24 protein-coding genes are annotated in these 20,144 nt (G+C 70.1%); 1 reads left to right on the top strand and 23 read right to left on the bottom strand.

Annotated elements, in window-relative coordinates; all coding sequences use genetic code 11:
- Nucleotides 1–59: 59 nt before the first annotated feature.
- The 9 genes from ABT001_RS32705 to ABT001_RS32665 all read right to left on the bottom strand — a co-directional run bounded on the left by ABT001_RS32705 (nucleotide 60) and on the right by ABT001_RS32665 (nucleotide 5,771).
- On the bottom strand, nucleotides 60–551 hold the full coding sequence (locus ABT001_RS32705) for a hypothetical protein (RefSeq protein WP_351285007.1): 492 nt from the start codon (nucleotides 549–551) through the stop codon (nucleotides 60–62).
- Between the two features lie 107 nt (nucleotides 552–658).
- Nucleotides 659–1,357, bottom strand: a complete 699-nt coding sequence (locus tag ABT001_RS32700; protein ID WP_351285005.1) for a hypothetical protein — start codon at nucleotides 1,355–1,357, stop codon at nucleotides 659–661.
- Nucleotides 1,358–1,527: 170 nt separating this feature from the next.
- Nucleotides 1,528–1,848, bottom strand: coding sequence for a plasmid transfer protein KilB (kilB, locus tag ABT001_RS36170; protein WP_502967562.1), 321 nt, complete (start codon nucleotides 1,846–1,848; stop codon nucleotides 1,528–1,530).
- Between the two features lie 316 nt (nucleotides 1,849–2,164).
- Entirely contained in the window at nucleotides 2,165–2,482 is a 318-nt protein-coding gene (locus ABT001_RS32690; protein ID WP_351285001.1) for a hypothetical protein, read from the bottom strand.
- Entirely contained in the window at nucleotides 2,479–2,970 is a 492-nt protein-coding gene (locus ABT001_RS32685; protein WP_351284999.1) for an AAA family ATPase, read from the bottom strand. Before ABT001_RS32685 ends, ABT001_RS32690 begins: the two co-directional genes overlap by 4 nt.
- Before the next feature lie 64 nt (nucleotides 2,971–3,034).
- Nucleotides 3,035–4,087 (bottom strand): NUDIX domain-containing protein, encoded by a 1,053-nt coding sequence (locus tag ABT001_RS32680; protein ID WP_351284997.1) that lies wholly within the window; start codon nucleotides 4,085–4,087, stop codon nucleotides 3,035–3,037.
- A gap of 13 nt (nucleotides 4,088–4,100) precedes the next feature.
- Nucleotides 4,101–4,418 carry a hypothetical protein gene (locus ABT001_RS32675; protein ID WP_351284996.1) on the bottom strand — a complete coding sequence of 106 codons (318 nt, stop codon included), beginning with the start codon at nucleotides 4,416–4,418 and terminating at the stop codon, nucleotides 4,101–4,103.
- Nucleotides 4,415–4,924 (bottom strand): hypothetical protein, encoded by a 510-nt coding sequence (locus ABT001_RS32670; RefSeq protein ID WP_351284994.1) that lies wholly within the window; start codon nucleotides 4,922–4,924, stop codon nucleotides 4,415–4,417. Before ABT001_RS32670 ends, ABT001_RS32675 begins: the two co-directional genes overlap by 4 nt.
- Before the next feature lie 601 nt (nucleotides 4,925–5,525).
- Nucleotides 5,526–5,771, bottom strand: a complete 246-nt coding sequence (locus ABT001_RS32665; RefSeq protein WP_351284992.1) for a hypothetical protein — start codon at nucleotides 5,769–5,771, stop codon at nucleotides 5,526–5,528.
- A gap of 193 nt (nucleotides 5,772–5,964) precedes the next feature.
- Between ABT001_RS32665 and ABT001_RS32660 the strand changes: the two genes are divergently transcribed.
- A complete protein-coding gene (locus ABT001_RS32660) occupies nucleotides 5,965–6,192 on the top strand; it encodes a helix-turn-helix transcriptional regulator (RefSeq protein WP_351284991.1) in 228 nt (75 codons plus the stop codon).
- Between the two features lie 187 nt (nucleotides 6,193–6,379).
- Here ABT001_RS32660 and ABT001_RS32655 read toward each other — a convergent pair whose 3' ends face one another.
- From ABT001_RS32655 to ABT001_RS32590, 14 genes are all read right to left on the bottom strand, one after another.
- Nucleotides 6,380–7,213, bottom strand: coding sequence for a transposase family protein (locus ABT001_RS32655; RefSeq protein ID WP_351284989.1), 834 nt, complete (start codon nucleotides 7,211–7,213; stop codon nucleotides 6,380–6,382).
- A gap of 71 nt (nucleotides 7,214–7,284) precedes the next feature.
- Nucleotides 7,285–7,740 carry a hypothetical protein gene (locus tag ABT001_RS32650; RefSeq protein WP_351284988.1) on the bottom strand — a complete coding sequence of 152 codons (456 nt, stop codon included), beginning with the start codon at nucleotides 7,738–7,740 and terminating at the stop codon, nucleotides 7,285–7,287.
- Between the two features lie 133 nt (nucleotides 7,741–7,873).
- Nucleotides 7,874–8,359 (bottom strand): WapI family immunity protein, encoded by a 486-nt coding sequence (locus tag ABT001_RS32645; RefSeq protein WP_351284987.1) that lies wholly within the window; start codon nucleotides 8,357–8,359, stop codon nucleotides 7,874–7,876.
- A 316-nt stretch (nucleotides 8,360–8,675) separates the two neighbouring features.
- Nucleotides 8,676–11,024: a hypothetical protein gene (locus ABT001_RS32640; RefSeq protein ID WP_351284985.1), complete on the bottom strand. Its 2,349-nt coding sequence runs from the start codon at nucleotides 11,022–11,024 to the stop codon at nucleotides 8,676–8,678.
- A gap of 118 nt (nucleotides 11,025–11,142) precedes the next feature.
- On the bottom strand, nucleotides 11,143–11,523 hold the full coding sequence (locus ABT001_RS32635; RefSeq protein WP_351284983.1) for a hypothetical protein: 381 nt from the start codon (nucleotides 11,521–11,523) through the stop codon (nucleotides 11,143–11,145).
- Nucleotides 11,524–11,544: 21 nt separating this feature from the next.
- Nucleotides 11,545–13,437 (bottom strand): hypothetical protein, encoded by a 1,893-nt coding sequence (locus tag ABT001_RS32630; protein WP_351284982.1) that lies wholly within the window; start codon nucleotides 13,435–13,437, stop codon nucleotides 11,545–11,547.
- 140 nt (nucleotides 13,438–13,577) lie between these two features.
- A complete protein-coding gene (locus ABT001_RS32625) occupies nucleotides 13,578–14,153 on the bottom strand; it encodes a hypothetical protein (protein WP_351284980.1) in 576 nt (191 codons plus the stop codon).
- Nucleotides 14,154–14,199: 46 nt separating this feature from the next.
- A complete protein-coding gene (locus tag ABT001_RS32620; protein WP_351284978.1) occupies nucleotides 14,200–14,715 on the bottom strand; it encodes a DUF6197 family protein in 516 nt (171 codons plus the stop codon).
- Nucleotides 14,716–15,032: 317 nt separating this feature from the next.
- Nucleotides 15,033–17,606, bottom strand: coding sequence for a hypothetical protein (locus ABT001_RS32615; protein WP_351284976.1), 2,574 nt, complete (start codon nucleotides 17,604–17,606; stop codon nucleotides 15,033–15,035).
- A gap of 139 nt (nucleotides 17,607–17,745) precedes the next feature.
- Nucleotides 17,746–18,135 (bottom strand): hypothetical protein, encoded by a 390-nt coding sequence (locus tag ABT001_RS32610; RefSeq protein ID WP_351284974.1) that lies wholly within the window; start codon nucleotides 18,133–18,135, stop codon nucleotides 17,746–17,748.
- A 121-nt stretch (nucleotides 18,136–18,256) separates the two neighbouring features.
- Nucleotides 18,257–18,451 carry a DUF5999 family protein gene (locus ABT001_RS32605; RefSeq protein ID WP_351285046.1) on the bottom strand — a complete coding sequence of 65 codons (195 nt, stop codon included), beginning with the start codon at nucleotides 18,449–18,451 and terminating at the stop codon, nucleotides 18,257–18,259.
- 204 nt (nucleotides 18,452–18,655) lie between these two features.
- The gene (locus ABT001_RS32600) at nucleotides 18,656–18,826 is read right to left on the bottom strand and encodes a hypothetical protein (RefSeq protein ID WP_351284972.1); all 171 of its coding nucleotides are present in this window, start codon (nucleotides 18,824–18,826) and stop codon (nucleotides 18,656–18,658) included.
- A gap of 119 nt (nucleotides 18,827–18,945) precedes the next feature.
- On the bottom strand, nucleotides 18,946–19,476 hold the full coding sequence (locus ABT001_RS32595) for a hypothetical protein (protein WP_351284971.1): 531 nt from the start codon (nucleotides 19,474–19,476) through the stop codon (nucleotides 18,946–18,948).
- On the bottom strand, nucleotides 19,473–20,006 hold the full coding sequence (locus ABT001_RS32590) for a WhiB family transcriptional regulator (protein ID WP_351284969.1): 534 nt from the start codon (nucleotides 20,004–20,006) through the stop codon (nucleotides 19,473–19,475). The genes ABT001_RS32595 and ABT001_RS32590 overlap by 4 nt, the downstream gene beginning before the upstream one ends.
- Nucleotides 20,007–20,144 lie beyond the last annotated feature (138 nt).

Below are 20,144 nucleotides of genomic sequence, written 5' to 3'. Positions count from 1 at the left end.
CGCGGGCTCGCGAGGAGCGGTCGCGGCAGAGGAATGTCAACGCGGTGCTGCCGGCCGCCTTAGAAGGGCGGTTCGAAGCTGTCGTGGTCCTGGTCGGCGTAGCTGGCGGATCGGATGAGCAGGCGGTGGTCGCAGGTGACGGGGGCGCCCGGGGCGGTGTCGAGTTCGTCCAGCACGGCGTTCAGCGTGTCCTCGTCGGGGAGTGTCCGATGGAGGTAGGTGCCGCATGCGCAGGGCGCTACAAGGGTGAGTGTGTGCCGGGCTTCGCCGAGCTGGTCGTGGCGCTGGGTGTAGTGCAGCCACCAGCCGTGGACGTGGTCGGCGGTGCCGAGGTAGGCGACCGCGCATGCCTGGTAGGGCAGGAGGCCTTCGGCCGGCGGGTATCCCGGCCACGCCAGCGGGACGTTGGCGGGGCTGAGGGTTCCGGGAAACGCGGCGGTGAGTACTGCGGACGCGGTGAGTACCGCCTCGATGGCTTCCTCTTTTCCGGGGAGCGTGTGCGTTTCGTCGGAGTGGTAATGCTGAAGGCCGGTGTGCGGGGGGACCGTCATGGGCTGGTCTCCTTGTCGGTCGGGGCCCGGGCTATCCGGTCCTGCGCACCGTCCGGGCCTTGCTTGAGGCTGGGACGGCACGCAAGGCCGCCGGATCGGATCGGTGATCAGAACGCGGGTTCTGTGACGGTGGCCTCGGGTCCCTGTGCCGTAGGGGGCGTGGTCGTCTCCTTGGCCAGGGCTGCCTGCGTGAGCGTCTTCGCCTTCTTCTGGCTGACGAGGTGATCGAGGACCTGGCGGATGGTGGTCACCCCGACTGGGGCGTCGGCTTCGCTGGTGAGCAGCGTGAATACAGGGAGGCCGTGGTCCTGGGTGAACTGGCAGTGCAGAACCGCGCCGGGAGCGAGGTAGAACGTGGCGTCGCCGTTCGCGTAGCCGCGCCAGCGGTCCTTTGAGTTGAGGAAGGCTCCGTGGTCCACGGAGAAGGAGGCGATGGCCGCGTGATGTGCGGCGTCGGCGATGGTGGCAGCGGTGAGTTGGGCCACGCCTTCTTCTGATGTCTCTGCCGCCGGCGGGGCTGGCTTGAACGGGTATGCCGCAGGGGCGGTGGGGGAGTCCCTCAGAAAACCGCGCAGTGGGCCGAGGGTGATGGTGAGGAGACTTTCCGTGCCGGCTGTGACGGTGACGCAGAGCGCGCCGGCGGCGATGATCCTGAGTTCGCCGAACCAGTGGTCGGGTGTGAAGACCCAGGCGGCTTGGGTGGCAGTGACGCCGATGGCGAGGCTGGTCGCGATGCTGCCGGTGTCCAGGAGTGCGCCGGCGAACCGCTTGGTGATCTGGCGCTGCAGAAGGTGAGGCATGGGCATGGGAAAGCCTTTCCTTCGGTGGGTGGTCGGTGCGCAGTGGGCGCTCTTGTACTGAACGGGTTGGTACTCACCGGTTCACTCACCACGGGGCTCCCTGTGGGATCACGGTCTGGCAACTGCTCGTGGTGAGTAGGCGCCTTGGTGCGGTGAGTTGGCTGCTGAGGCGCTGGTCAGGTGGTGAGTGCGGTGCCTGCTGCCGTGATGAAGTGGTCAGCCGTGCGGATCGCGTTCTCGCGTGCTTCGCGAAGTGCGGTTTCGCTCGGGGCGGAGCGCAGGGCGTAGACGGCTGTTACGGCGCTCTGGGCGGCCGGGGCGAGTGCGGGCAGCGGGATCCTCACGCGCACGAATGGGGCTGTGATCGCGGATCGTGTGAGGTGGGAGGCGGACCTCGCTTCGGCCCAGTCCTCTCCCTGGAGCCGGAGGTTCTCACGGACCCACATGGCGCGTCGGTGTCCTGCGAGCGCGGTAGCCAGGTCGGTCGCCGCGGACATGGCGTCGGTGCGGTGCGTGGCAGTTTCGGAAGCGAGGCGATGTGCGCGCTGGGTGAGGTGCTGCAAGATGCCGGTGAGAGTACTAAGGACCGCTTCGACGGCGGTTAACACGTGGCCTCCCGGCGTGGGTGGGCTGGAGGCGTCGACCACACCAACCGTGCTGACATGAAAAACCCCAGCACAATTACATGCGTAGTCGTGGTGCTCTGTCTTCTTCCGACGGACGTGGTGCACTCCAGTCCGCCCCGCTCCAGCCCCGTGTCAGCCGGCCGGAGCGGGGTGGGGAACCAGACGTACTGCCAGCGGGGGTATGAGGTCAGCGGCCGGCGCGGCGCTGGGTGTCGGTGAGGATGGCTCGCTTGTCGGGGTGGGCGTCGACGGCGGCCCGCAGGGCGTGCCACCAGGTGTCCGCGTACTTCTGGCGTTCCTTCAGCTCCCGCGCCCGCTGTTTGAGGCGGGTATGGCGGGCGGTGAGGGTGTCGCACAGGCACTGGGCGTCGGGGTCCTGGATGCGGGCCATGCAGCCGGGTGCGAGGCAGAGGGTGCCGTCGGGGTCCAGGAACCAGAAGCACCCGCGCGGCAGAGTGTCGGGCGTGGTCAGGACGGGATCCTCACGCGTACCGCTCCCGGTCATCGGTTTCCGCCTGTGAGCGTGAGGTCGGAGGCCAAGTGCACCGTGGTGAAGCCCTCGCCTCGCAGCCGGTCGGCGGTGGGAAGCAGCTGATGGAGCTCGCGCACGACGTGCGAGGGCACCGTGCGGTCGCGGCCCGCGTTCTGCGCCTCCACCGTTGCCAGCGCAACATCGAACAGAACGGCTACGACCGGCCGGCGCCAGTAGCGGGCGCGGGCCAGCAGACCGGCCCTGACATGAGGACGGAGGTTGGTGGAGTCGACGATCGTCGTCAGTCCTCGGGCGAGGCGGGCGTCCAGGAGCAGGTCCTGGATCTGGACGGCGACCGGTGTGGCGGACTGGTCGGTTTCGGTGTCGGTGGCGAGCTTGCGGTAGAGGTCCAGGGAGACACGCCAGGTGTCGGGCCACTGGGCGGCGAAGGTGGACTTGCCGCAGCCCGGGGGGCCGATCAGCGTGCACATCGTGCCGGCGGCGAGGGTCAGGCGGTTCATCGGGTCCTTTCAGTGCGGCAGGCGGCCCCGGCCGAGAGGCGGGGCCGCTGCTCATGGTCTGGGGTCAGGCAGCCGTGCGGCGGTATTCGGCGGTCATGTCCGCGAGGCCGCGCAGCAGGTTCGTGGCGTGGGCGACGGGCACCTCCTGGTCCAGCTGGGTGCCTCCGTCCAGCTCGACGTCGAGCGCCTGGTCAAGCAGCCCGGCGGCAACGCCCAGCGCATCGCAGCCCTTGATACCGGCCCGGTCGAGGCGTTCCTCGCCCTCCCGCAGCTGGTCGATGAGGTCGGACCCGGTCTCGGCGAGCGGCTCCCCCGTGAGGTGGGCAAGGTGCGTGGCGTGCTGCGCAACCAGCTCGGCGATCGACGTGGCGGGCGCGGTGGCCACCGCCTGGTCAAGGTAGTCCAGGGCGCGCTGCAGCAAGGGCCGGTGCGCGTCGTAGAGGGTGCGTCCAGCGGCGGTGACCGCCGTGTCGAGGGCGTCGAGGGAACCGAACGGCCACCAGTTCGCGTCGAGGGCGTCGTCGCCGGCGGTCGCGGTCACGGTGGCGGGCAGCTGGTAGAGCGCGCTGGTGGAGGCGACCCAGGCGAAATCCGTATTGCGCCAGTCGTCCACGAGCTGCCGACCGAGGATCTCCGGCACGTGGTCGAAGAGGTCGACCCCGGTCTCCTCACGCAGCTCACGGACAAGGGCCGCCGGAGCGGTCTCGCCGGGATCGACCATTCCGCCGGGAATAGCTTCGACGTGAATGTCGTCGCGGGTGATCAGCAGCACCCGGCGCTGCTGGCCGGTACCCGCGACCACGATCGGGTCGGCGGCCGCGTTCTCACCCCACCGCCCGAGGTTCCGGCCGGTGCGGCCGGTGCGCCCGTGGGGGTTCAGCGGCCGGCCCCGCCCGTCGAGCTGGTAGGGGACGAGCGCGTGGGCCTGGCGCCGGTCCCAGTCCGGGACGTCGGCCGGGGTGGGGGCGGCCTCGGCCCAGTCGGGCACGTGGCGGGCCAGAGCCGCGGGGAGCAGTTCGGGGGGTGTGACGTCGGTCGGCGTGTACTGCGGCCAGCTCACCGACCAGCCGCGCAGTGCGGCGGGAATGGCCCCGGTGGTCTCGGTGGTCGTGTTCATGTGGGTTTCTCCTTCAGTCGTTGTCGGTGTCCTGGGCGGCGGGCCGGTAGCGCTTGGTCTGCCGCAGAATCTGGTTGCGCTTGAGGCCGAGCTCGTCGGCGGTGCCCTGCTGCGCACCGTGGTAGCTCCCCTGCAGGCGGTCGACCTCCTGCCAGACCTGGGCCTCCAGGCGCGCGCTCGGCGCTGGGCGGCTTTGGAGACCAGGACGCGCGCAGCTCGACGCGGTCCTTCTCGTCGGGACGGGGGAGTCCTCGATCTGCTGGAGGGGGAGCTGGGCGATGCCGAGCGAGCCGCGGACACGCTCCAGGCGGGTGCGGGAGCGGCCGGTCACCGCGTGGTGGCCTTGGTGGTGGCGATGAGCGCGGCGACGGTCTCCCAGCCGTGGTGCCAGGCGGAGTCCAGGTGGAAGGCGCCGTTCATGCCGAAGTCAGCGAGCTCGTAGAAGTTACTCTTGCCGGTCTTCGTGGCGATCTTCTCCAGCAAACCCTTGCCCGGAACGCGGCGATCGGCGGCGTAGTGGGTGCCGAACGAGAGGGCGAGCGCGGCCGCGGCGGCGGCCGGGTGGACCCGGATGCCGAGCGCGCGGGCACCGGCCCCGGCCACGATCGCCTGCGTGGCCGTGTACGTCAGGCAATGGTGGAGGCACGCCATACGGCCGTCGACCGTGCCGTGGACCGTCTTCTCCTCGGTGACCGGGTCCTGGTAGGTGACCGGGTGATCGTCGGAGGCCCCCTTCACACGGGCGCAGAAGTCATCCTGAATCCAAAAATCTCCGATCGCGCTGGCCGCGCGGGCCAGTCCCAGAAGGGCGGCGAAGGTGGCGGGGCGATGCGTCATGCTTAAGTTCTCCTGATCTCGATACGGGTGACGGGGAGCGGGACGACCGGCCTCTTTGCCGATGCTGCGGTCGACCCCGTGCGCCTCCGCCCCGGCCTGTATGGCCGAGGCGTAGGCCGTTCAGAACGGCGGTCCGTCCGGCCGGGCCGGAATGGGCAGGAGCCGGATGCGGAGCTCGCGCCGCTCGGACCAGCAGCCACACGCCTCCGTCTCCGGGTACGGCCCGCCGACCCACCAGCCGCCCGCGCCCCGACAGTCGGGGCAGGAGCGAGAGGGCAGGGGATGAGCACGAGCGGTCTCCTCCAGTGATTCGGCAACAAGCACCGCGCCCCGTCAGCGGGTGCCGACGGGGCGCGGACAGGTCGGCCAGTCGGCGTATCGGGCTGTCAGGCGCCGCCGTCCCTGCGGGCCGCGGCAGCAATCTCCTCGGCCAGGCGCTGCGACGCCCGCTGCTGCTCCTCGAGTGCCTTGCGCAGCTGCTCCTGGATCTCCTCGGAAGTGGGCATGGGTCCTCCTGCGTGAGTGCGGCCGGTGTCCGGCCTGTCCTTGTCGGGGTGGAGGGCGGCCGGTCGCGTGGTCGTGAGTCGGTTGCCCCGGCTTTCTACTGGCTGTCCAGTGCCGCCCATACGGCGGCGGCGCGGGCCGAGGCCAGTTCCTCGGCCTCCTTGAGCCGCTGCGCCTTCGCGGCGGTGTCGTCGCTGCGGTGGGTGCCCCCGGCGATGCCGTGGTTGTCGCCTCCGTACACGCCGCCGGTGATGGTGACGGAGCCGTCCGCGGCACGCTGGAAGTCCTGCATGCTCGCGCTGGAGTCGACCTGGTTGCCGTTGCCGAAGCGGAAGATTGCCATGGTGGTGAGTCCTGCTTTCGTGGTGGTCGCGTGTGATGGGCGGAGTTGGTGCCGTGGGCATGCCTGGCTGCCTTCTCCGGGTGAGTGGGCGTTCCCGGTGCACACCCACCATGTTGTAAACAGGTTTCCTCTGTCAATACGTTTCGAAGCGAAAGAGGTTGACAGGTAGCGGTGGGGGCTTGATCCTCAAGGCATGACGAACACACCACCGGCCGCCGCACACGTCGGCGTCACGGAGATCGGAGAGATGCTGGGCGTCAGCCGCCAGCGAGCCAACAAACTCGCCGGCCGACCGGACTTCCCTACCCCTGTCGCCCAGACGAAGGCAGGCCGGGTGTGGGAGCGGGCAGCTGTCGAACAGTGGGAAAAGGGCTGGGACCGCGCGAACGTCGGCGGCCGCCCCCCAACCGCTCAGCAGTAAGCAGGGCCCTCGCCTACCAGTGCGCCGCACGGATCTTCCATGCGGCGCACTGCCGTATCCGACGGGGCCGGCACGTGACGTCAGTGAGCCTTCGCCAACTTGAAGTAGCAGGTCAAAGGGCTGGTGTGACCAGTCCCCGGGGTACTCGTGCTGGTCATGGGCGGGAGTCCGCGAAGAAGATCATCCGTCAGCGGTTAACTTCAAGGTCCGTCAGGACGAGCAGAGCGCGCAGAAGTCGGGTGGCGCGGGTGGGATCGGTGCGGAGCTTGGTGAGGATCCGCCAGTTCTTGAGGTGGGCGAAGCCGTGCTCGACCGGTGCCCGTCCGACGGCGAGGACGCGGTTGGCTTCCTTCTCGCCCGGGGTGAGCTTGTGGGTGCGGCTGGCGGTGTAGCCGGTGACGATCACGGGGTCGAGGATGTCGTTGTCCAGGCCGCGGAAGCCGAGGTCGGCCAACGCTCCGAGGCCGGCGGCGCGCAGGTGGACCAGGATGTGGTCGTGGCGGGCCGCGGTGTTGTCGTGGGTACGGCCGGGCCGAGCGGCGGATATCCAGATCAGTCGGCCCTTGTCGTCGGTCAGGGCGAGGAAGTGCAGGCCGTGGCTGCGGTGCTTGCCGGAGTAGTTCCGCCGGTCGGCCTTGCCGGTGCGGCGCCTGGTGCGGATGAGGGTGCCGTCGAACAGAACCACCTCCCCGCCCTGCTTGGCAATCTTCTTCAGCGCGCGGTCCAGGCGCGGCGCCTGGGCTGCGAGCAGCCTGATCAGCTCGTCGCGCCAGCGGCGGACGGTGGACTCGGACACGTCGTTGCCGCCGGCCATGTCGGCCAGACGCTGGTCGTGGCGCAGTACGGCCAGGACGATCACCGCGATCTTCCCGGGCGGCAGGATCCGCCATCGGGACCGAATCGCCTTCAGGTGGCGCCGTAGCAGATCGGCGAGGTGGTTGACGGTGCTCGTGGACAGCGGCAGACGGCACCGGTAGGCAAGTGGGCAGGTGTCCTCGGCGCGCTTTCTGGTATTCGTCATACAATTTCAACGGGCACTGGGGCAATCCGGTTACGCTCGTTCGGAGTCGCTCCGAGCGGCGGTGCTCCCGGTCACAGGCGGGTGGTGAACCGGCCGTCGGGCAGTTTCCGCAGCCAGCCGCGGTCGACGAGTCTGACCAGCTTGCCGCGGAGCGGTTCCAGCTTGGCCTTCACTCTGATGTCCACCCCCACTACCTCACCGACCTCGCGAGCCATGATGGGTCCTGCGGCCTGTCGCACGGCGGTGATGATGCGCTGGTAGTCCGGTGGGAGCATGCTTTCGTCCGTGCCCGGCTCTCGGTGAGGGATCAGCATCACCGTCCGGCCAGCTACCTGCCCGGGCACCGGCCTGGCAGAGGTGCGTTCCGCGGCGAGCTGCAAGGTCATCCGTTCAAGGACGCGTTCGGCGACGGCGAGTTCGTCCCGCTCGTCCCGCACTCCTGCGAGCTGTTTGGCCAGCTGTTCTTCAAGTTCGTCCAGTTCCGCGCGCCGCGCGGTGATCCGTTCCAGCAACTCGGGATCCAGCATGCACCGGATCGTAGAAGACTGCCGGGCCACTGCGAGCAGGAATCGGTCGTACTGGAAGTGTCAGGCGGTCGGCCCGGGGCTGAGGTGGATCCTACGAGAACATACGTCGGGTTGTGGCACATGAACAGTGTGATCAGCGGGGCGGGAAGGAAGCCAGGGCGAGGTCCCACTGGTCAGCCGCGTGAAGCAGCGCCGCAACGTCCATCCTGACCTCCACGACGTACTGGTAGATGTCGGCCAGGTCGTCACTCTGTTGCCACGGGGGCGCTGCCTCCAAGGACAGATGAATTCGGATTACCGCGTGCCCGCTCTCGCTCCGATCGGCGAGGCTGAAGGCCACGAGCGGCTCGATGAACCAGGTGTCCGGCGAAAGCTCACCTTCGGCATCAGGTTCGGTCACGGCCACCGTCCCCGCGGCCACCGTGCGCAGCCACGCGGCTATCTGGCGAGCCTCATCCGTGAGCAAACACGGATCGGCGAAAGACCAGTTCCCCTCGGGAGTTGTCACCGTGCCATCAATGATCAGCCAGTTGTCGTCATACGAGTCGCCTCGGACATCGGCGAACTGGTAGCGCACTGGGCGAAGGTCGACGCTGATTGCAGGATCGTTCAGGAGCACCGAGTCAGGATGTCATGCGCCGACCAGCAAGACGGGCCGTGGCTTGCAACCCATGCGCACAGGTCAGAGCCCCGATGGGACTCCGTCAGATGATCTTTGCCCCAGACTCCCGCCCACTACCAGCACGAGTACCCCGGAGACCGGTCACACCAGCCCTTTGACCTGCTACTTCAAGTTGGCGAAGGCTCAGTGGCCTGCCGTGTGCGCGGTGACGGTGCTATGCCCGGCATCGGCGAACAGCAGGGTGAGCTCGTGCCGGTGATGCGGTGTCCTGCACCGTCTGTTGCAGCTTCCGACTTCGACGGCGACACCAGGCTCAGGGAGACGACGGCCCGGCGCCCTCTTCGCTGGTGTTTTCCGGCCGGGGGCCCAGGGCCACCTTCGAGGTCTTTCCTTCCTTGATCCGGTGGATCTTCCCGGCCTTCTCCAGCTTGTTCAGCACGTTCGCGAAGGTCGATTCCGCGACCCCGCAGGCGGCCTGCAGCTGGCCCCGCTCCACGTAGTCGACGTCCTCGGGGCCGATCTCGTCGCCTTGGTCGAGCATGTCGACGTACATGGGGTCGGACTCGTCGCGGAGGGCGGCCACGACCTTCTCCTCCGAGGTGAGCTCCTTGGCCTTCGGGAGGTCGACACCGGGGAACGACATGCCGGCCTCGCCGGTGCCGCCTTCGCCGTCCTTCTCCTCGAAGCCGGGGATGGGCGTCATGGCCAGCTCCTCCATGCGCGCCTGGTCACCCCACCAGGGCACGTCGACCGGAGCCATGACGTTCTCCGGCCGGATGTGCTCGGTGGCATCTTCCAGGGTGCCGATGCGCATCATGCCCGCGCGCCCACCCGGCGCCGCGACGTAGCCCAGGCCGAAGGTGCGGCGCGGGTCCGACTCCGCCATGGTCGGGTCGTACACCAGCGCGTCGTCCTCCTCCACCCACACCGGCGGGATCAGCGAGGGGTCCAGACCCTCGAAGCCGGGGGGAAGGTCACCGAGGTTCACCTGGTCGCTGTCGGTGCGCAGGATGATCCAGGTCCCGCCCGCGATGAGGTTGGCGCGGATGGCCTGCTCGCCGCCCAACTGGTCCAGGTTGACGGTCTGGTTGATCAGGACCCAGGGCATGCCCATGGAGCGGGTCAGGGAGGCACCATCCTTGACGATCTTGATGGCCTCCTTGCGGCTCTCCGCACCCGGGGCCAGCATCTGGGCGGCCTCGTCCAGGATCGTGGCGCAGTACGGCCGCATCGCGGACGGCTCGAAGTTCTTCAGGTCCAGGCGGGCGGCCTCGTCGATCCGGTGCTGGAGCACCCACCAGGACAGCCGCATGGCGCCCAGGGCGCCGTACTTCGTCAGGCCGCTGTAGGCGGCCATCTTCGGAATCGCGGGGTTGGAGGCGCCCTTGGGGTCGCCGTAGATCTGGGCCATCCTGTTGGCGTGGTAGGCCAGGCTGATCATCTGGCCCGTGCCGCCCTTGCCGGAACCGGTGGTACCCGCGATCACGACGTGCAGGGCGCCCAGCTTCGGGTCGAACAGCTGAAGTTTCGCGGGGAACCCGCTCACGATCTTCCCGATGTTGACCCAGCCGCCCGGGGTGGCCTTCAGGGAGTCCAGACCCGGGAAGTCGTGGCCGGCCTCCAGCGGGTTGTGATCCATGATGCGGATGATCGCGCGCCGCGGGTCGCGGCGTCCCGGCTCGTAGGAGACGAGGTCGATGGAGCGGCGCAGCGCTCCGGCCAGCTCCCCGAGGTTGACGACGCGGGGGAGTGCATCGAGGTCGTCGTCGGCCACGACGCGCGCCACCTGGCCGCCGGTGTTCACGTCCTCGCCGACCTCCTCCAGGTGGGTCTTCGGGAGGACCCGCGCCTGGACGCGCTTCCAGGCGCCCTGGAGGGTGGAGGGGTCCAGCTCCGGGCGCTGGGTGTACCAGACGGTGATGAACGCCTCCCCGGAGTGCGCCCCGTACTTCAGGGTGATGTCGTCGACCGAGCGGCCGAAGAGACTGGAGACGGCCTCCTTCGACACGTTCACCGAGTCTCCCAGGGCGGCGGTGACCCGTCCCTCCCACCGGTCCGCGTAGATCACGACGTCGGAAAGGACCTGGTTGCGGTGGCGACCGTTCTTCGGGTCGCTGATCACACGCCCCCAGGCCGCGATCATCTTGTCGGCCAGAGACACCGGGCCCGGGGTGCCGGTGTTGGCGGGGGCGGCCTGCGCGGTCGGCTGCGCCTGCTCCACCTCGAGCTTCTGCCTGCCGAAGACGCGGCGCAGACGCCAGCCGGTGAAGACGACCGCGGCCCACCAGCCCAACGACAGGATCCCCGGAACGGTGGTCGGCTCGAAGACGCCGGCCATCAGCGCTTCAGATGCCTCGGCTCCGCCCAGCTGGCCCAGCGCCAGGCCCATCCCGGTGGTGATCGTGGAGATCCCCATGGTGTCGCGGTGCGCCCGCGCGATGTCGATCCCGGGGAGCTGGTTCGCCCAGCGACCAAGGCGGTTCATGTAGTTGGCACCGGCGAACGTCGCACCGGCGATGAAGCCGGCCCCGGCGTAGGCCGCCGCGTTCGGGTCCAGGTAAGGGGCCAGAATGCCCACCCCAACGGGGAGGACGATCTGGAGCGCCGCGGCGGCGCGCTCCGCCGGCTCCGCGTTCGGCACGGCCTTGGTGATGGTGGACATCGGGGGGCTACTCCTGTCTGGGTTGGGGGATCCGCAAAGGCGCGGCCGGCCCGCAGGGATGCGATCCCCGGGGCCGGCCGCGCCGATGGTGGGTGGTGCTGGGTGGTGCTGGGTGGTGCTATTCCTGCTCGAACCAGTCGCGCGAGACCTTCTCCAGGTCCGTCACGTCGGAGCGGTCGAAAGCCTCCTGGAACCCGGCGTGCGTGGTGCGGGCCTGGTCACCTGCCGCCTTCGCTGCCTTCGCGGTGTCGGCCGTCTTCGACGCGTACGTGATCGCGCCCTCCGACACGCCGCGGATGATTTTCGACAGCTCCTGGCACTCCGCCAGGGAGTCACGGTCCACGCTCTTGGCTCCCAGCGCGTCCGCGTCGGAAGCGGTGTCGTCGGCCAGCTCCTTGATGTTCTCCGCGGCCTTCTTGACGCCCTCCGCGTTGCGGGCCAGGGCCTTCTCCTTGTCCTGGACCTTCCGGACGAGGGCCTTGTACGTCAGCTCCGCCATGATCTTCTGTCCCTCCTGGTGCTACGCGGCAGGCGCGTAGGAGCCCTTGTCGTTGTAGAAGCGCAGCTCGGCCGGCTTCGTCTCGTCACTGTCGACCACGGCCTTGTACAGCGGCGCGTACCGGGCCCCGATGTTGGTCATGACGACCTTGCACATCTCCGCCGCCCGCTGCGCGCGCTTCTGGAGTTCGGAGGCCTCCGTCGCCTGGGCCTTCGCCGCATCAGCCAGCCGCGTGAGCTTCGCGGCCAGCTTCTCGCCGCCTTCGACGGCCTTGGCCTGGTCGGCCAGCTCCTGGCAGTCCTTCGCCTCGTCCTCCGCCGCGGCCTCGAGCGACTTGCACGCGTCGGCCACCTTGACCAGGTGGTTCTCCTTGGCCTCCAGCTTGCGTTCGTACTGCTTGAAGTTGCGGAGCTCCTTGCGGCTGACCGACCCCCGGGCACCGTCCGTGCCCAGGGTCAGCGTGTTCGCGTCGATCTCCTTGACCAGGAGGGGCTTCACGTCCGTGCTCACTCCGTCGTCTCCTCTCTCCGGCGGGGCGATGACGATCGTCTGGCCGCTGGGCCCGGTGACCGCCGTTCCCTGCTGCTTCGGGTCGTCCTTCTTCGGGTCCTGCTGCTTCGCCTTGTGGTCGGCGTGCGCCTTGTCCAGCCGGGCGTGCTCCTTGCCGTTCTCCTCCTTCTTCTCCCGGTAGCCGTCCTTGGTGCCCTGCGCGTACGCCTTCACGTGATCGACCGCGTTGCGGACCGCGGAGCCGTCGCCGTGACCGGCCTCCCGCGAACGCTGGAGCGGGGTCCGGTTGTCGGTCCCGTTCGAGCTGTTCCCGGAGCCGCCGTTCTTGCCGGACCCGCCGCTCTTGCCGGAGGAGCCGCTCGCACCGGATCCGCCGCCGCTCCCGGAGGAGCCGCTCTTCCCGGACCCGCTGCCCCCGGAGAAGCCGCCGTTCTTCCCGGACCCACCGCTGCTCCCGGAGGAGCCGCCCGAGCCCTGGCCGCCGCCGCCCTTCGTCAGGTCGGCCTTCGAGCCCTTGTCCTTGTCCTTGTCGGTCTTGTCCTTCGAGGTGCCGGAATTACCACCGGAAGAACCGCCCGATGTCGATCCGCCGCCGTTTCCGGAGGCACCGGCCTTTCCGTTTTTGCCAGTATTTCCACCGGACCCCGCACTCCCCGAGGAGCCGTCCTTTCCCTTGCCTGCGGAGCCTTTCGGCCCCTTGAGGCTAGTGTCCTTCGGCGAACCTCCGCCACCGTTGGAGCTGGTGCCGCGCCCGCTGCCGGATCCGCCACTCCCATTCGAGCCGGACGAGCCGCGCCCGCCGCCTCCGGTAGTGCCGCCGCTTCCGCCGCGTCCGGTACCGGTGGAGCCGTTCCCGGTGGAATTCCGGCCCGAATTTCCGCCGCTGTTTCCGCCGGAATTACGGCCCCCTCCACCGGACCCTCCGGAGCCGTTTCGGGTGGGAAGTCCAGGCGACTTCATGACCGTGGTGGTCCTGGCCTCTTTCACCTGGTGCGCACCGGCCCTGGCTTTCTCCAGGTCCAGCCGCTTGTTCGCGGTCCCGCCGCCTTTTCCCCAGCGGGTCGCGCCCGCCCGGATCAGCGTTTTTAACACCCCTTCCTTGTGCTTGGCACCGGCGGCGTCGGATCCGGCCCCGGTCAAATCCTCCGGGGCCTTGAACTGCTCGCTGGTGACGCCCGGGGTGGAGCGGTCCACCACTCCGTCGGGGTCCGCCTTCGCGGCCGGGTCGTCACCCTCCGGCCTGGCCCCGGCGGTCGCGGTGACCGGCCGGGCAGGCTCCACCGCAGCCATCAGGGCGGCCATGATGCCGGTGTCTCCGGTGGGCGCCGGCGCGGTGCTGGCGGCCGGCACAGCGGGCGGATCGGGGGGCCCCGCGGGGACCGGGGGCGCCGTATCGGTCGCCATGATTCCCTCACTTTCCGTGATCGCGATGGTTCCTTACTCCTTCCCTCACTCAGCGGAGAGCAGCCGATCAGGCTGACCATGGGAGTCCGATTGCGGCGCTCTCCGCGAGTAGGGAGGGAGTAATTAATCACCGTGCGTGACTATGCGTCAGCCTTCTTGCCCTTGCGTGCGAACAGCACGACGGCCAGGCCGCCACCGGCGACGAGCCCCAGCAGGGCGGGGGAGTTGATCCCGCCGCCGCCCGTGTTGCTGGCGTCCTGGACGTTGCCCGCGGCCTGCATGCCGGACCCGTCGGCGGTCTCGTACTGCTGCTTGCAGTCCGCCACGACCTCGCCCCTGGAAGGCGATCCGAACCCCTTGCCGATCAGGCCGGAAGAGTCCTTCACGCACTTGTCGACGGCCGCCTGGACCTTCTCCGCAGAGACGGTGGCGGCCTTCTTGTCGGTGCGTGCCTGCTCGTTCCGGATCCTGATTTCCTCCAGTTCCAGCTTCTTCATCTGGATCTGAAGGGCGGCGGCCTCCTTCTCGTCCTTCGCGACGGCCGCCGAATGGACCTGGAACCAGATGGTTCCGCCGCCGACGATCGCCACTCCGGCCACCGCGATAGCAACCTTTCCACGGCGGGTAAGACCGGCCTTCTTGTGCACGACCGGGGTTCCGTACGGCCCTTCATCGGCGTACGGGGAAGCGTCCGGAGCGCTGTTCCCGAAGGTCATTCCGGCCTGAATTCCTTCGAATACCCTCTCTTCGTCCGGTGTCATTTCAGTCTCCGTTCTTACGCGCCATGTCAGAGGCCGCCGAAATGGTGGCCTCCACACCCCAAAAGGTGTTGTTGGAAAGGTCGTTCCACTCCCAGAACCGCATGTTCACGCCCTGGCGGGCCAGTTGGGACTGGAGGTAATTCACGGCCTTGCCCCGGTCGATCTTGGTGACGTGCCCGGTGGATTCCAGAAAGGTCTGGGCACCCCTGATGCACATACGTCCGGTGGGGGAGAAATCGAAGCTCTGGCACCAGCCGTAGCGGGTGAGGACTTCGATCACCTGGGCCAGGTGGAACGAGGGCTTCAAGGGGCGCGGCTCCTGCCAAAGCCCCAGGTCAGCCATCGCGGACCGGATCCCCTTGGGGATCATTCGCTGGCTCCAGGTTGGGGGGTCGGGCGCCCAGATCTCCAGGGCCGGCGGGATCACCGTGGGGGGTGCCAGCGCGGGCGCCGGCGGGGTCGTCGTACGGGTGAAGCTCCCGGACTTCGGGGCTGGCCCGGTCGTCGTGGGTGCCATGCTGTGCTCCTTTCTTGCGTGAGCAGAAGACCGAGGTCCCCCGCTGATCACGCTTCAGCAGGGGGCCTTCGTGCGCCTGAACCACGTCGCGGATCTCCAGCCCCTCGGGGCGGCGCCCGAGTTAGGTGCAGGGGAGACGGATGCGGTCTGGCGCGGGGCGGGTTGTGCCTGGCCCGCTGTGTCCGCGCTCGGGGCGCGGTGCGGGCGAGCGGCCTGCCGGCCGTGGCCGCCCCCGGTCCGCGCTCAGGGGTGCGAGCGCGGACCGGGGACGACCATGTGCGGCAGGACAGTTGTACGGGCGGTCCGGTCCGGTCCGGTCAGCGGACCGTGTGCTGCTTGAGGGCGACCGCGATCTGCCCGGCGCGGTCCGTGGCGATGGTGCCGCCCTCGGTCCGAACCGCCTTGGCGATGTTGGTCCGGTTCAGCGGCTCGTTCGCGGTCCGGAGCCTGTCCAGCGCGGTCCGCTCCTGGTCCGTGAGCGTGATGACCGTGAGGTCCGGACCGCCGTCCTCGCCACGGTCCGGACCGGAATCGCCTTCCGGGTCCTCCTGGTCGGCCGGTCCGGTGCGGTCCGACTCCTGCGGTCCGGGCACGGCGTCGGCGGTCCGGACCGTCACTCCCCGGCTGGCCGCCGGGCCCTGGGCGGCGGGCACGGCCCGAGGTCCACGGGCCGGACCGCGCCCAGTCGGCAGGTCAGCGCCCTGCAGCCGGTCCGGACCGGACTCCAGAGCGAGTACCGGTCCGCCGGTCCGGTCCGTGGCCCCAGCGGTCCGGACCGGGCCCTGGACCGCGTTCCGCTCGCCCGGACCGGACCGGACCGGATACCCGCCGTGCTGGACCGGGCGGACCGGAACCAGGCTGTCCAGCGGTCCGGACCGGTCCATACGAGTCAGGGTGAGGACCGTGGGAATGGCTGCCGGTCCGTGGTCGTCGGCCGCGAGGCGGGGAACGACGACCCGGTGCCGGGCCAGACCGGTCCGGACCGCCTTGCGGTCCGCGAGCTCCGCGCCCGCTGCGGTCCAGGCCCGGTCCAGCGTGGTCAGGTGCGGGTCCGTAATCGCCAGGGACCACGCGGTGAAGGAGTGGACCGGGTAGCGCAGCCAGCGGACCGCCCCGATCGACGGACGGGCCTTGGCGACCCTGCCGTCCTCACGGAGCTTGCGCCGGTGGATCAGCGAGGCGTAGAGCTCCCACAGCACCATGCCGACGATCGACATGGCGGCGAACGCGACGGCCTTCGGGGTGAAGTGCCAGTAGGTGATCTGCTCCGTCCAGATCTCCTCCTTCGCGTCCCAGACCCGGCTTCCCTCCTTCGGCATCCCCGACGCGTGCCAGAAGTTCATGACCGCCGCCCCGAGGGCGAAGATCCATGTGCTGACGCGGTAGAGGGTTCCGGCGTCGCCGCCCTGGCGGGCCTGGTGGTACATCCAGCCCACGAACGCCGTGGACAGTTCCCAGGCAGCGGCGAACAGGATCGTGAACGGGACGACCCAACCGAGGATGTCCTCGGCGAAGCCGGCCTGGCCCGTCCACGCGACGGCCATCGGTGCGGTGATCGGACCGATCACCATCAACCTCTCCGCGTTGACCTTCACGAACTTCTTGACCCGGTCGGCCACGGTCGGCTTGCCAGCGCGGTCCGCGGCCCGCAACTCCCGGGCCTTCCCCTGCCGGGTCTCCTTCGCCTCCCTTCGCTCATCGCGGGCCTGGCGCTTGAGGCGCTTGCGCTCGATTCGCTGCTCGGTGCGGTCGGTGGCGCGCTTCATCCGGGCGGCGGCTTCGGCCACCATGTCGTCGGCGGCCTTCAGCGTGACGTCCGCGTCCGTTTCCCGCAGCCGGGCCTGCGCCAGCGCCCGCTCGGCTGCCTCGAGGTCCGCGTCCCGCTTGGTGCGGGCCGCGGCCAAGAGGCGGTCGGCCTCCTCACGGGCGGTGCGGGTCAGTCGGTCCGCGTCCTCGGCCGCCGTCGCCCGCAGCCGGCCGATGTCCTCCTTGGCGAGCGTGCGCGCACGCGCCGCATCCGCACGAGAGGCCTCCCGCTCGCGGGTGGCGTCCTCACGCAGCTCGGCTGCCGCCTTCTCCGCCCCGGCCTTCACCTGCGCGGCCTGGGCGTCCGCGCTCTCGCGCAGCCGCTCAGCCTCACCCCGAGCCTGCTGAAGGAGCCGGTCGGCGTCGGCGATGGCCCGGGTACGGGTGTCCACCACAGTGCGCTCCGCAGCCGCGAGCAGCTCGGTGCGCGCCTGCTCCACGTCGGCGAGGGCCTTCGCGGCACTCTGCGCGGCCTCGGTGCGGACCTGCTCCGCCTGCGCGGCCGCCGTGGTGGCGACCTCCTGCGCCTGGCGGCGGGCGTCGGCGAGCAGCTGCTCGGCAACCGCGTTGGCGTCGGCAAGGACCTTCTCGGCCTCACCGGCCGCCGTCACCGTGACGGTGTCGGCCTCCGCGCGCGCGTCGGCGAGCAGCTGCTGCGCCGTCGCTTCGGCGGCGTCGCAGACCTGGTCGGCGTCGGCGGCCGCGGTGGTGGCGGCCTCCGTGCGGACCCGGTCGGCGTCCGTCGCCGCGGCGGCCAGGAGGCGGGACTGCTCCGCGTTGGCGGCCTCGTTGATCGAGGCCGCCTCGGAGCGGGCGCCGTCCAGCAGCTCGGTGGCGAGCACCTGGCCGTCGGCGAGGATCCGCGCAACGTCGTCGGCAGCCAGGTCCCGGAGGTCTGCGGCGCGGTCGGCGGCGTCGGCCACGACCGGGTCGGCCTCCGGGTACACCAGCGGAACGGTGGCCTCGGGGGCGACGGCCTGGGCAGGAACGGAGGCCGACGTCGCTGGGGCCTTGGCGCGCCCGGCGCGGGGCTTCGTACTCACTGCGGGCTCGCGCCTGCGGCGGGTGGCGGACTTGGTGGCCACGGGGGTGTCCTCTCTCTTCCGGGCGCCTCGTGCAAGAGGTCACCGTGGATCTACGGCGGTGGGTAAGGTCGTAACCAGGCACTCCGGGACCCCGGCAGCTCTAATGCCGGGGACCCGGAAGGCCGTTGTGCTGGGCCGGTCAGCGCCGGACGGGCAACGCGCCGCTGTGCTGCGCGAGGTGCTGGCGCAGCCAGGCGACGGCGGCCGGAGTCATCGCCCCGGTGTCCGTCTCGCTCAGCGGCGCGGTGTCGATGTCGCGCATCGCGTCCGTCGCCGGGAGCGGCCGCATGTAGTCGGGGTCGATCCCACCGCGGGCGCGGTTGCCGCTCGCGTTGAGCTCCATCAGGTCGTACAGGAGCTTGCCGTTGTGGACATTCGTCCAGGACCGCTCCACCCGGCCGACGAACGTGTGGCCGGGCAGACCGAGCCAGAACCTTTCGATGTCGCGGAACAGGACCAGGTCGCCCTTGAGGTAGCGGGTCTGCGGTCGTACGGCGGGCTGCGTCTGCGGCTGCGGCTGCTGTGCCATGGGGTCTCCTCGTATCGCGTGTACCGGCGTGGGGCCGGCGGTCCGGTCTGTCCGGCTCCCCGTCACCGCCCGACCCAGCCGCCAGGTAGTTGGCGGTCGGTGCGGGCGGATCAGGCAGCCGTCAGGCCGCGACCGTGGCGAGGGGCCGGTGCGGGGCGATGATCTGCCCGTCGGGCAGCAGCTCCCCGGTGTCCTCAAACAGCAGGAGGCCGTTGCACAGCAGGCTCCAGCCCTGCTCCGGGTGAGCGGCCACGACCTGCGCGGCCTCGCGGTCCGAGCTGGCGGCCGTCGGGCACTTCGGGGTGTGCGTGCACAGCGAGTCCGGCATCCGGGAAGCACCGGTGGGGGTCGTCGCGGTGTCGAGCTGGTGGCTGCTTTCCATGGGGCTCTCCTGCGGGTATGCGGGCCCGGGGCTCTCCCGGGCTGGAGGCGTACGGAAACCGGCCGCCCGTTGTGCGGGCGGCCGGGCGGTGGCAGTACTGCAGGACGGACGGAAGTTACCGCCGGCCCTGTCCCGCAGTCAGGTAGAGCGATGGCGGTTCAGATAGGCGTCCTGAAGGCGGGCGAACCGCTCGAAGAGCGGGGCGCCCGTCTTGCAGGGGGTGGTGTGCTGGCAGGTGGTGCAGCCCGCACGGTGCGCGTCCCAGGTGTTGGCGGCGGCCATGTAGCGGGTGTGCAGGTCATCGGCCATCGGACGTGGCGCCTCTCAGCGGTACGGGGTACGTGTCGGCGACCGGGTGCCCAGGCCGCATACGGTGACCGCCCACGCCGCGAGGTGCTGAGCGGCGCGGGCGGTCACTATGTGCCGAGTCAGGGCTGGTGCCCTTCAGGTAGGGCGGAGTGTGGGCGAGCCGGTGCCGGAGAGGGCTCCGTACGGCCGTCACGCTCATGCGGGGTTGGCCTCATGGGCAGTGCCATCTGAGCGCCCACTGCGAGACAGGCGGGGCAGGTCCAGCCGGTGTAGCCGAACCAGCCCTGGCAGCGGTCGCACTGCAACTGGTTGCTCTCGACCGAGGCCGAAGCGGTGGCGCCGGGCGGGCAGTCGAACCCGCCGCAGTTCCACCGGTTGCAGAGCCCGCACGCGTCGTTCGCCGACCGGAAGGTGAGCGGCCGGTTCATACGCAGAACCGGCTGGCGGTCGTAGCCCGGCGCCATCTCCGCGAGGGTGCGGCGCGCCTGGCGGCGGCCGGCGGACTTGGCGCGGGTGTCGCCGGCGGCGACCAGGCGGCCGACGAGCTGATGGAACTGGTCGGTCTCGTCGCGCTCGTAGCCCTTGCAGTCATCCTCGCGCCGGATGTCCTCGATCGTCCCGGCTCGGGGGGTGAGGGTGGTGGTGCTCATCCCGCCACCCCCCAGCCGTTGCGGGTGCGGCGGACGGTGCGGATCTGGCGGATCTGTGTGGCGAGGGTGCGGAGCCGGTGGTTCTGTGTAGAAGTCCGCAGCGCGATCGCGCGTCGGCCGCCGTTGCGGCTGGAGTCTGGGTTCAAGCTGGCCTCGGCGTGGAGCTGGGCCATCAGCGTGTCGAGCTGGCGACCCTCGGTGTCCCGGTCCGCGTCGACCGCGAGGGCCAGGCGCTCGGCCTGGGCGGTACGCACGGCCGCGAGCTCGGGACCGGTCAGGCCGGCGCGCACCAGGTCGTCGGCGTCCGCTTCGCCGTCGCCGTTGCGCAGGGCGAGCTCCTCGCACGCGGCCCGCATCGGGCAGCCGGTGCAGAGGCGGATCGCCTCGAGGCAGCGGGCGTGCCAGTCGGTGTCAGGCTCGTCATCGGCGCGGAACCAGAGGTCGAGGTCCATGCCGGTGCAGCGGGCACCGGCATCGACCGCGGCCTGGAGTACGGCCCGGCGTGTGTGCCGGGCCTGAGTGGATGTCATCCTGTGCATGCGTAGTTCCCCTTCGATGGAGGGTGAGCTGCGAAGACGAACCCCCGGGCATGCCCGCCCGGGGGTTCGTCGTGTTCAGGGCCGGTGGCCCTGGGCTGCTGTACGAGCAGCCGAGGCCCGGCCGACCCG

It is taken from the genome of Streptomyces sp. NPDC002793 (assembly GCF_040295485.1).
GTDB lineage: Bacteria > Actinomycetota > Actinomycetes > Streptomycetales > Streptomycetaceae > Streptomyces.
The sequence above is the reverse complement of the archived record's forward strand: the minus strand, read 5'-3'. Positions and strand labels throughout refer to the sequence as shown.

Coding starts and splice junctions, on each gene's coding strand:
- ABT001_RS32705 (WP_351285007.1), bottom strand. CDS start 551: ATGACGGTCCCCCCGCACACCGGCCTTCAGCATTACCACTCCGACGAA.
- ABT001_RS32700 (WP_351285005.1), bottom strand. CDS start 1,357: ATGCCCATGCCTCACCTTCTGCAGCGCCAGATCACCAAGCGGTTCGCC.
- kilB (WP_502967562.1), bottom strand. CDS start 1,848: ATGTCCGCGGCGACCGACCTGGCTACCGCGCTCGCAGGACACCGACGC.
- ABT001_RS32690 (WP_351285001.1), bottom strand. CDS start 2,482: ATGACCGGGAGCGGTACGCGTGAGGATCCCGTCCTGACCACGCCCGAC.
- ABT001_RS32685 (WP_351284999.1), bottom strand. CDS start 2,970: ATGAACCGCCTGACCCTCGCCGCCGGCACGATGTGCACGCTGATCGGC.
- ABT001_RS32680 (WP_351284997.1), bottom strand. CDS start 4,087: ATGAACACGACCACCGAGACCACCGGGGCCATTCCCGCCGCACTGCGC.
- ABT001_RS32670 (WP_351284994.1), bottom strand. CDS start 4,924: ATGACGCATCGCCCCGCCACCTTCGCCGCCCTTCTGGGACTGGCCCGC.
- ABT001_RS32665 (WP_351284992.1), bottom strand. CDS start 5,771: ATGGCAATCTTCCGCTTCGGCAACGGCAACCAGGTCGACTCCAGCGCG.
- ABT001_RS32660 (WP_351284991.1), top strand. CDS start 5,965: ATGACGAACACACCACCGGCCGCCGCACACGTCGGCGTCACGGAGATC.
- ABT001_RS32655 (WP_351284989.1), bottom strand. CDS start 7,213: ATGACGAATACCAGAAAGCGCGCCGAGGACACCTGCCCACTTGCCTAC.
- ABT001_RS32650 (WP_351284988.1), bottom strand. CDS start 7,740: ATGCTGGATCCCGAGTTGCTGGAACGGATCACCGCGCGGCGCGCGGAA.
- ABT001_RS32640 (WP_351284985.1), bottom strand. CDS start 11,024: ATGTCCACCATCACCAAGGCCGTGCCGAACGCGGAGCCGGCGGAGCGC.
- ABT001_RS32635 (WP_351284983.1), bottom strand. CDS start 11,523: ATGGCGGAGCTGACGTACAAGGCCCTCGTCCGGAAGGTCCAGGACAAG.
- ABT001_RS32630 (WP_351284982.1), bottom strand. CDS start 13,437: ATGGCGACCGATACGGCGCCCCCGGTCCCCGCGGGGCCCCCCGATCCG.
- ABT001_RS32625 (WP_351284980.1), bottom strand. CDS start 14,153: ATGACCTTCGGGAACAGCGCTCCGGACGCTTCCCCGTACGCCGATGAA.
- ABT001_RS32620 (WP_351284978.1), bottom strand. CDS start 14,715: ATGGCACCCACGACGACCGGGCCAGCCCCGAAGTCCGGGAGCTTCACC.
- ABT001_RS32610 (WP_351284974.1), bottom strand. CDS start 18,135: ATGGCACAGCAGCCGCAGCCGCAGACGCAGCCCGCCGTACGACCGCAG.
- ABT001_RS32600 (WP_351284972.1), bottom strand. CDS start 18,826: ATGGCCGATGACCTGCACACCCGCTACATGGCCGCCGCCAACACCTGG.
- ABT001_RS32595 (WP_351284971.1), bottom strand. CDS start 19,476: ATGAGCACCACCACCCTCACCCCCCGAGCCGGGACGATCGAGGACATC.
- ABT001_RS32590 (WP_351284969.1), bottom strand. CDS start 20,006: ATGACATCCACTCAGGCCCGGCACACACGCCGGGCCGTACTCCAGGCC.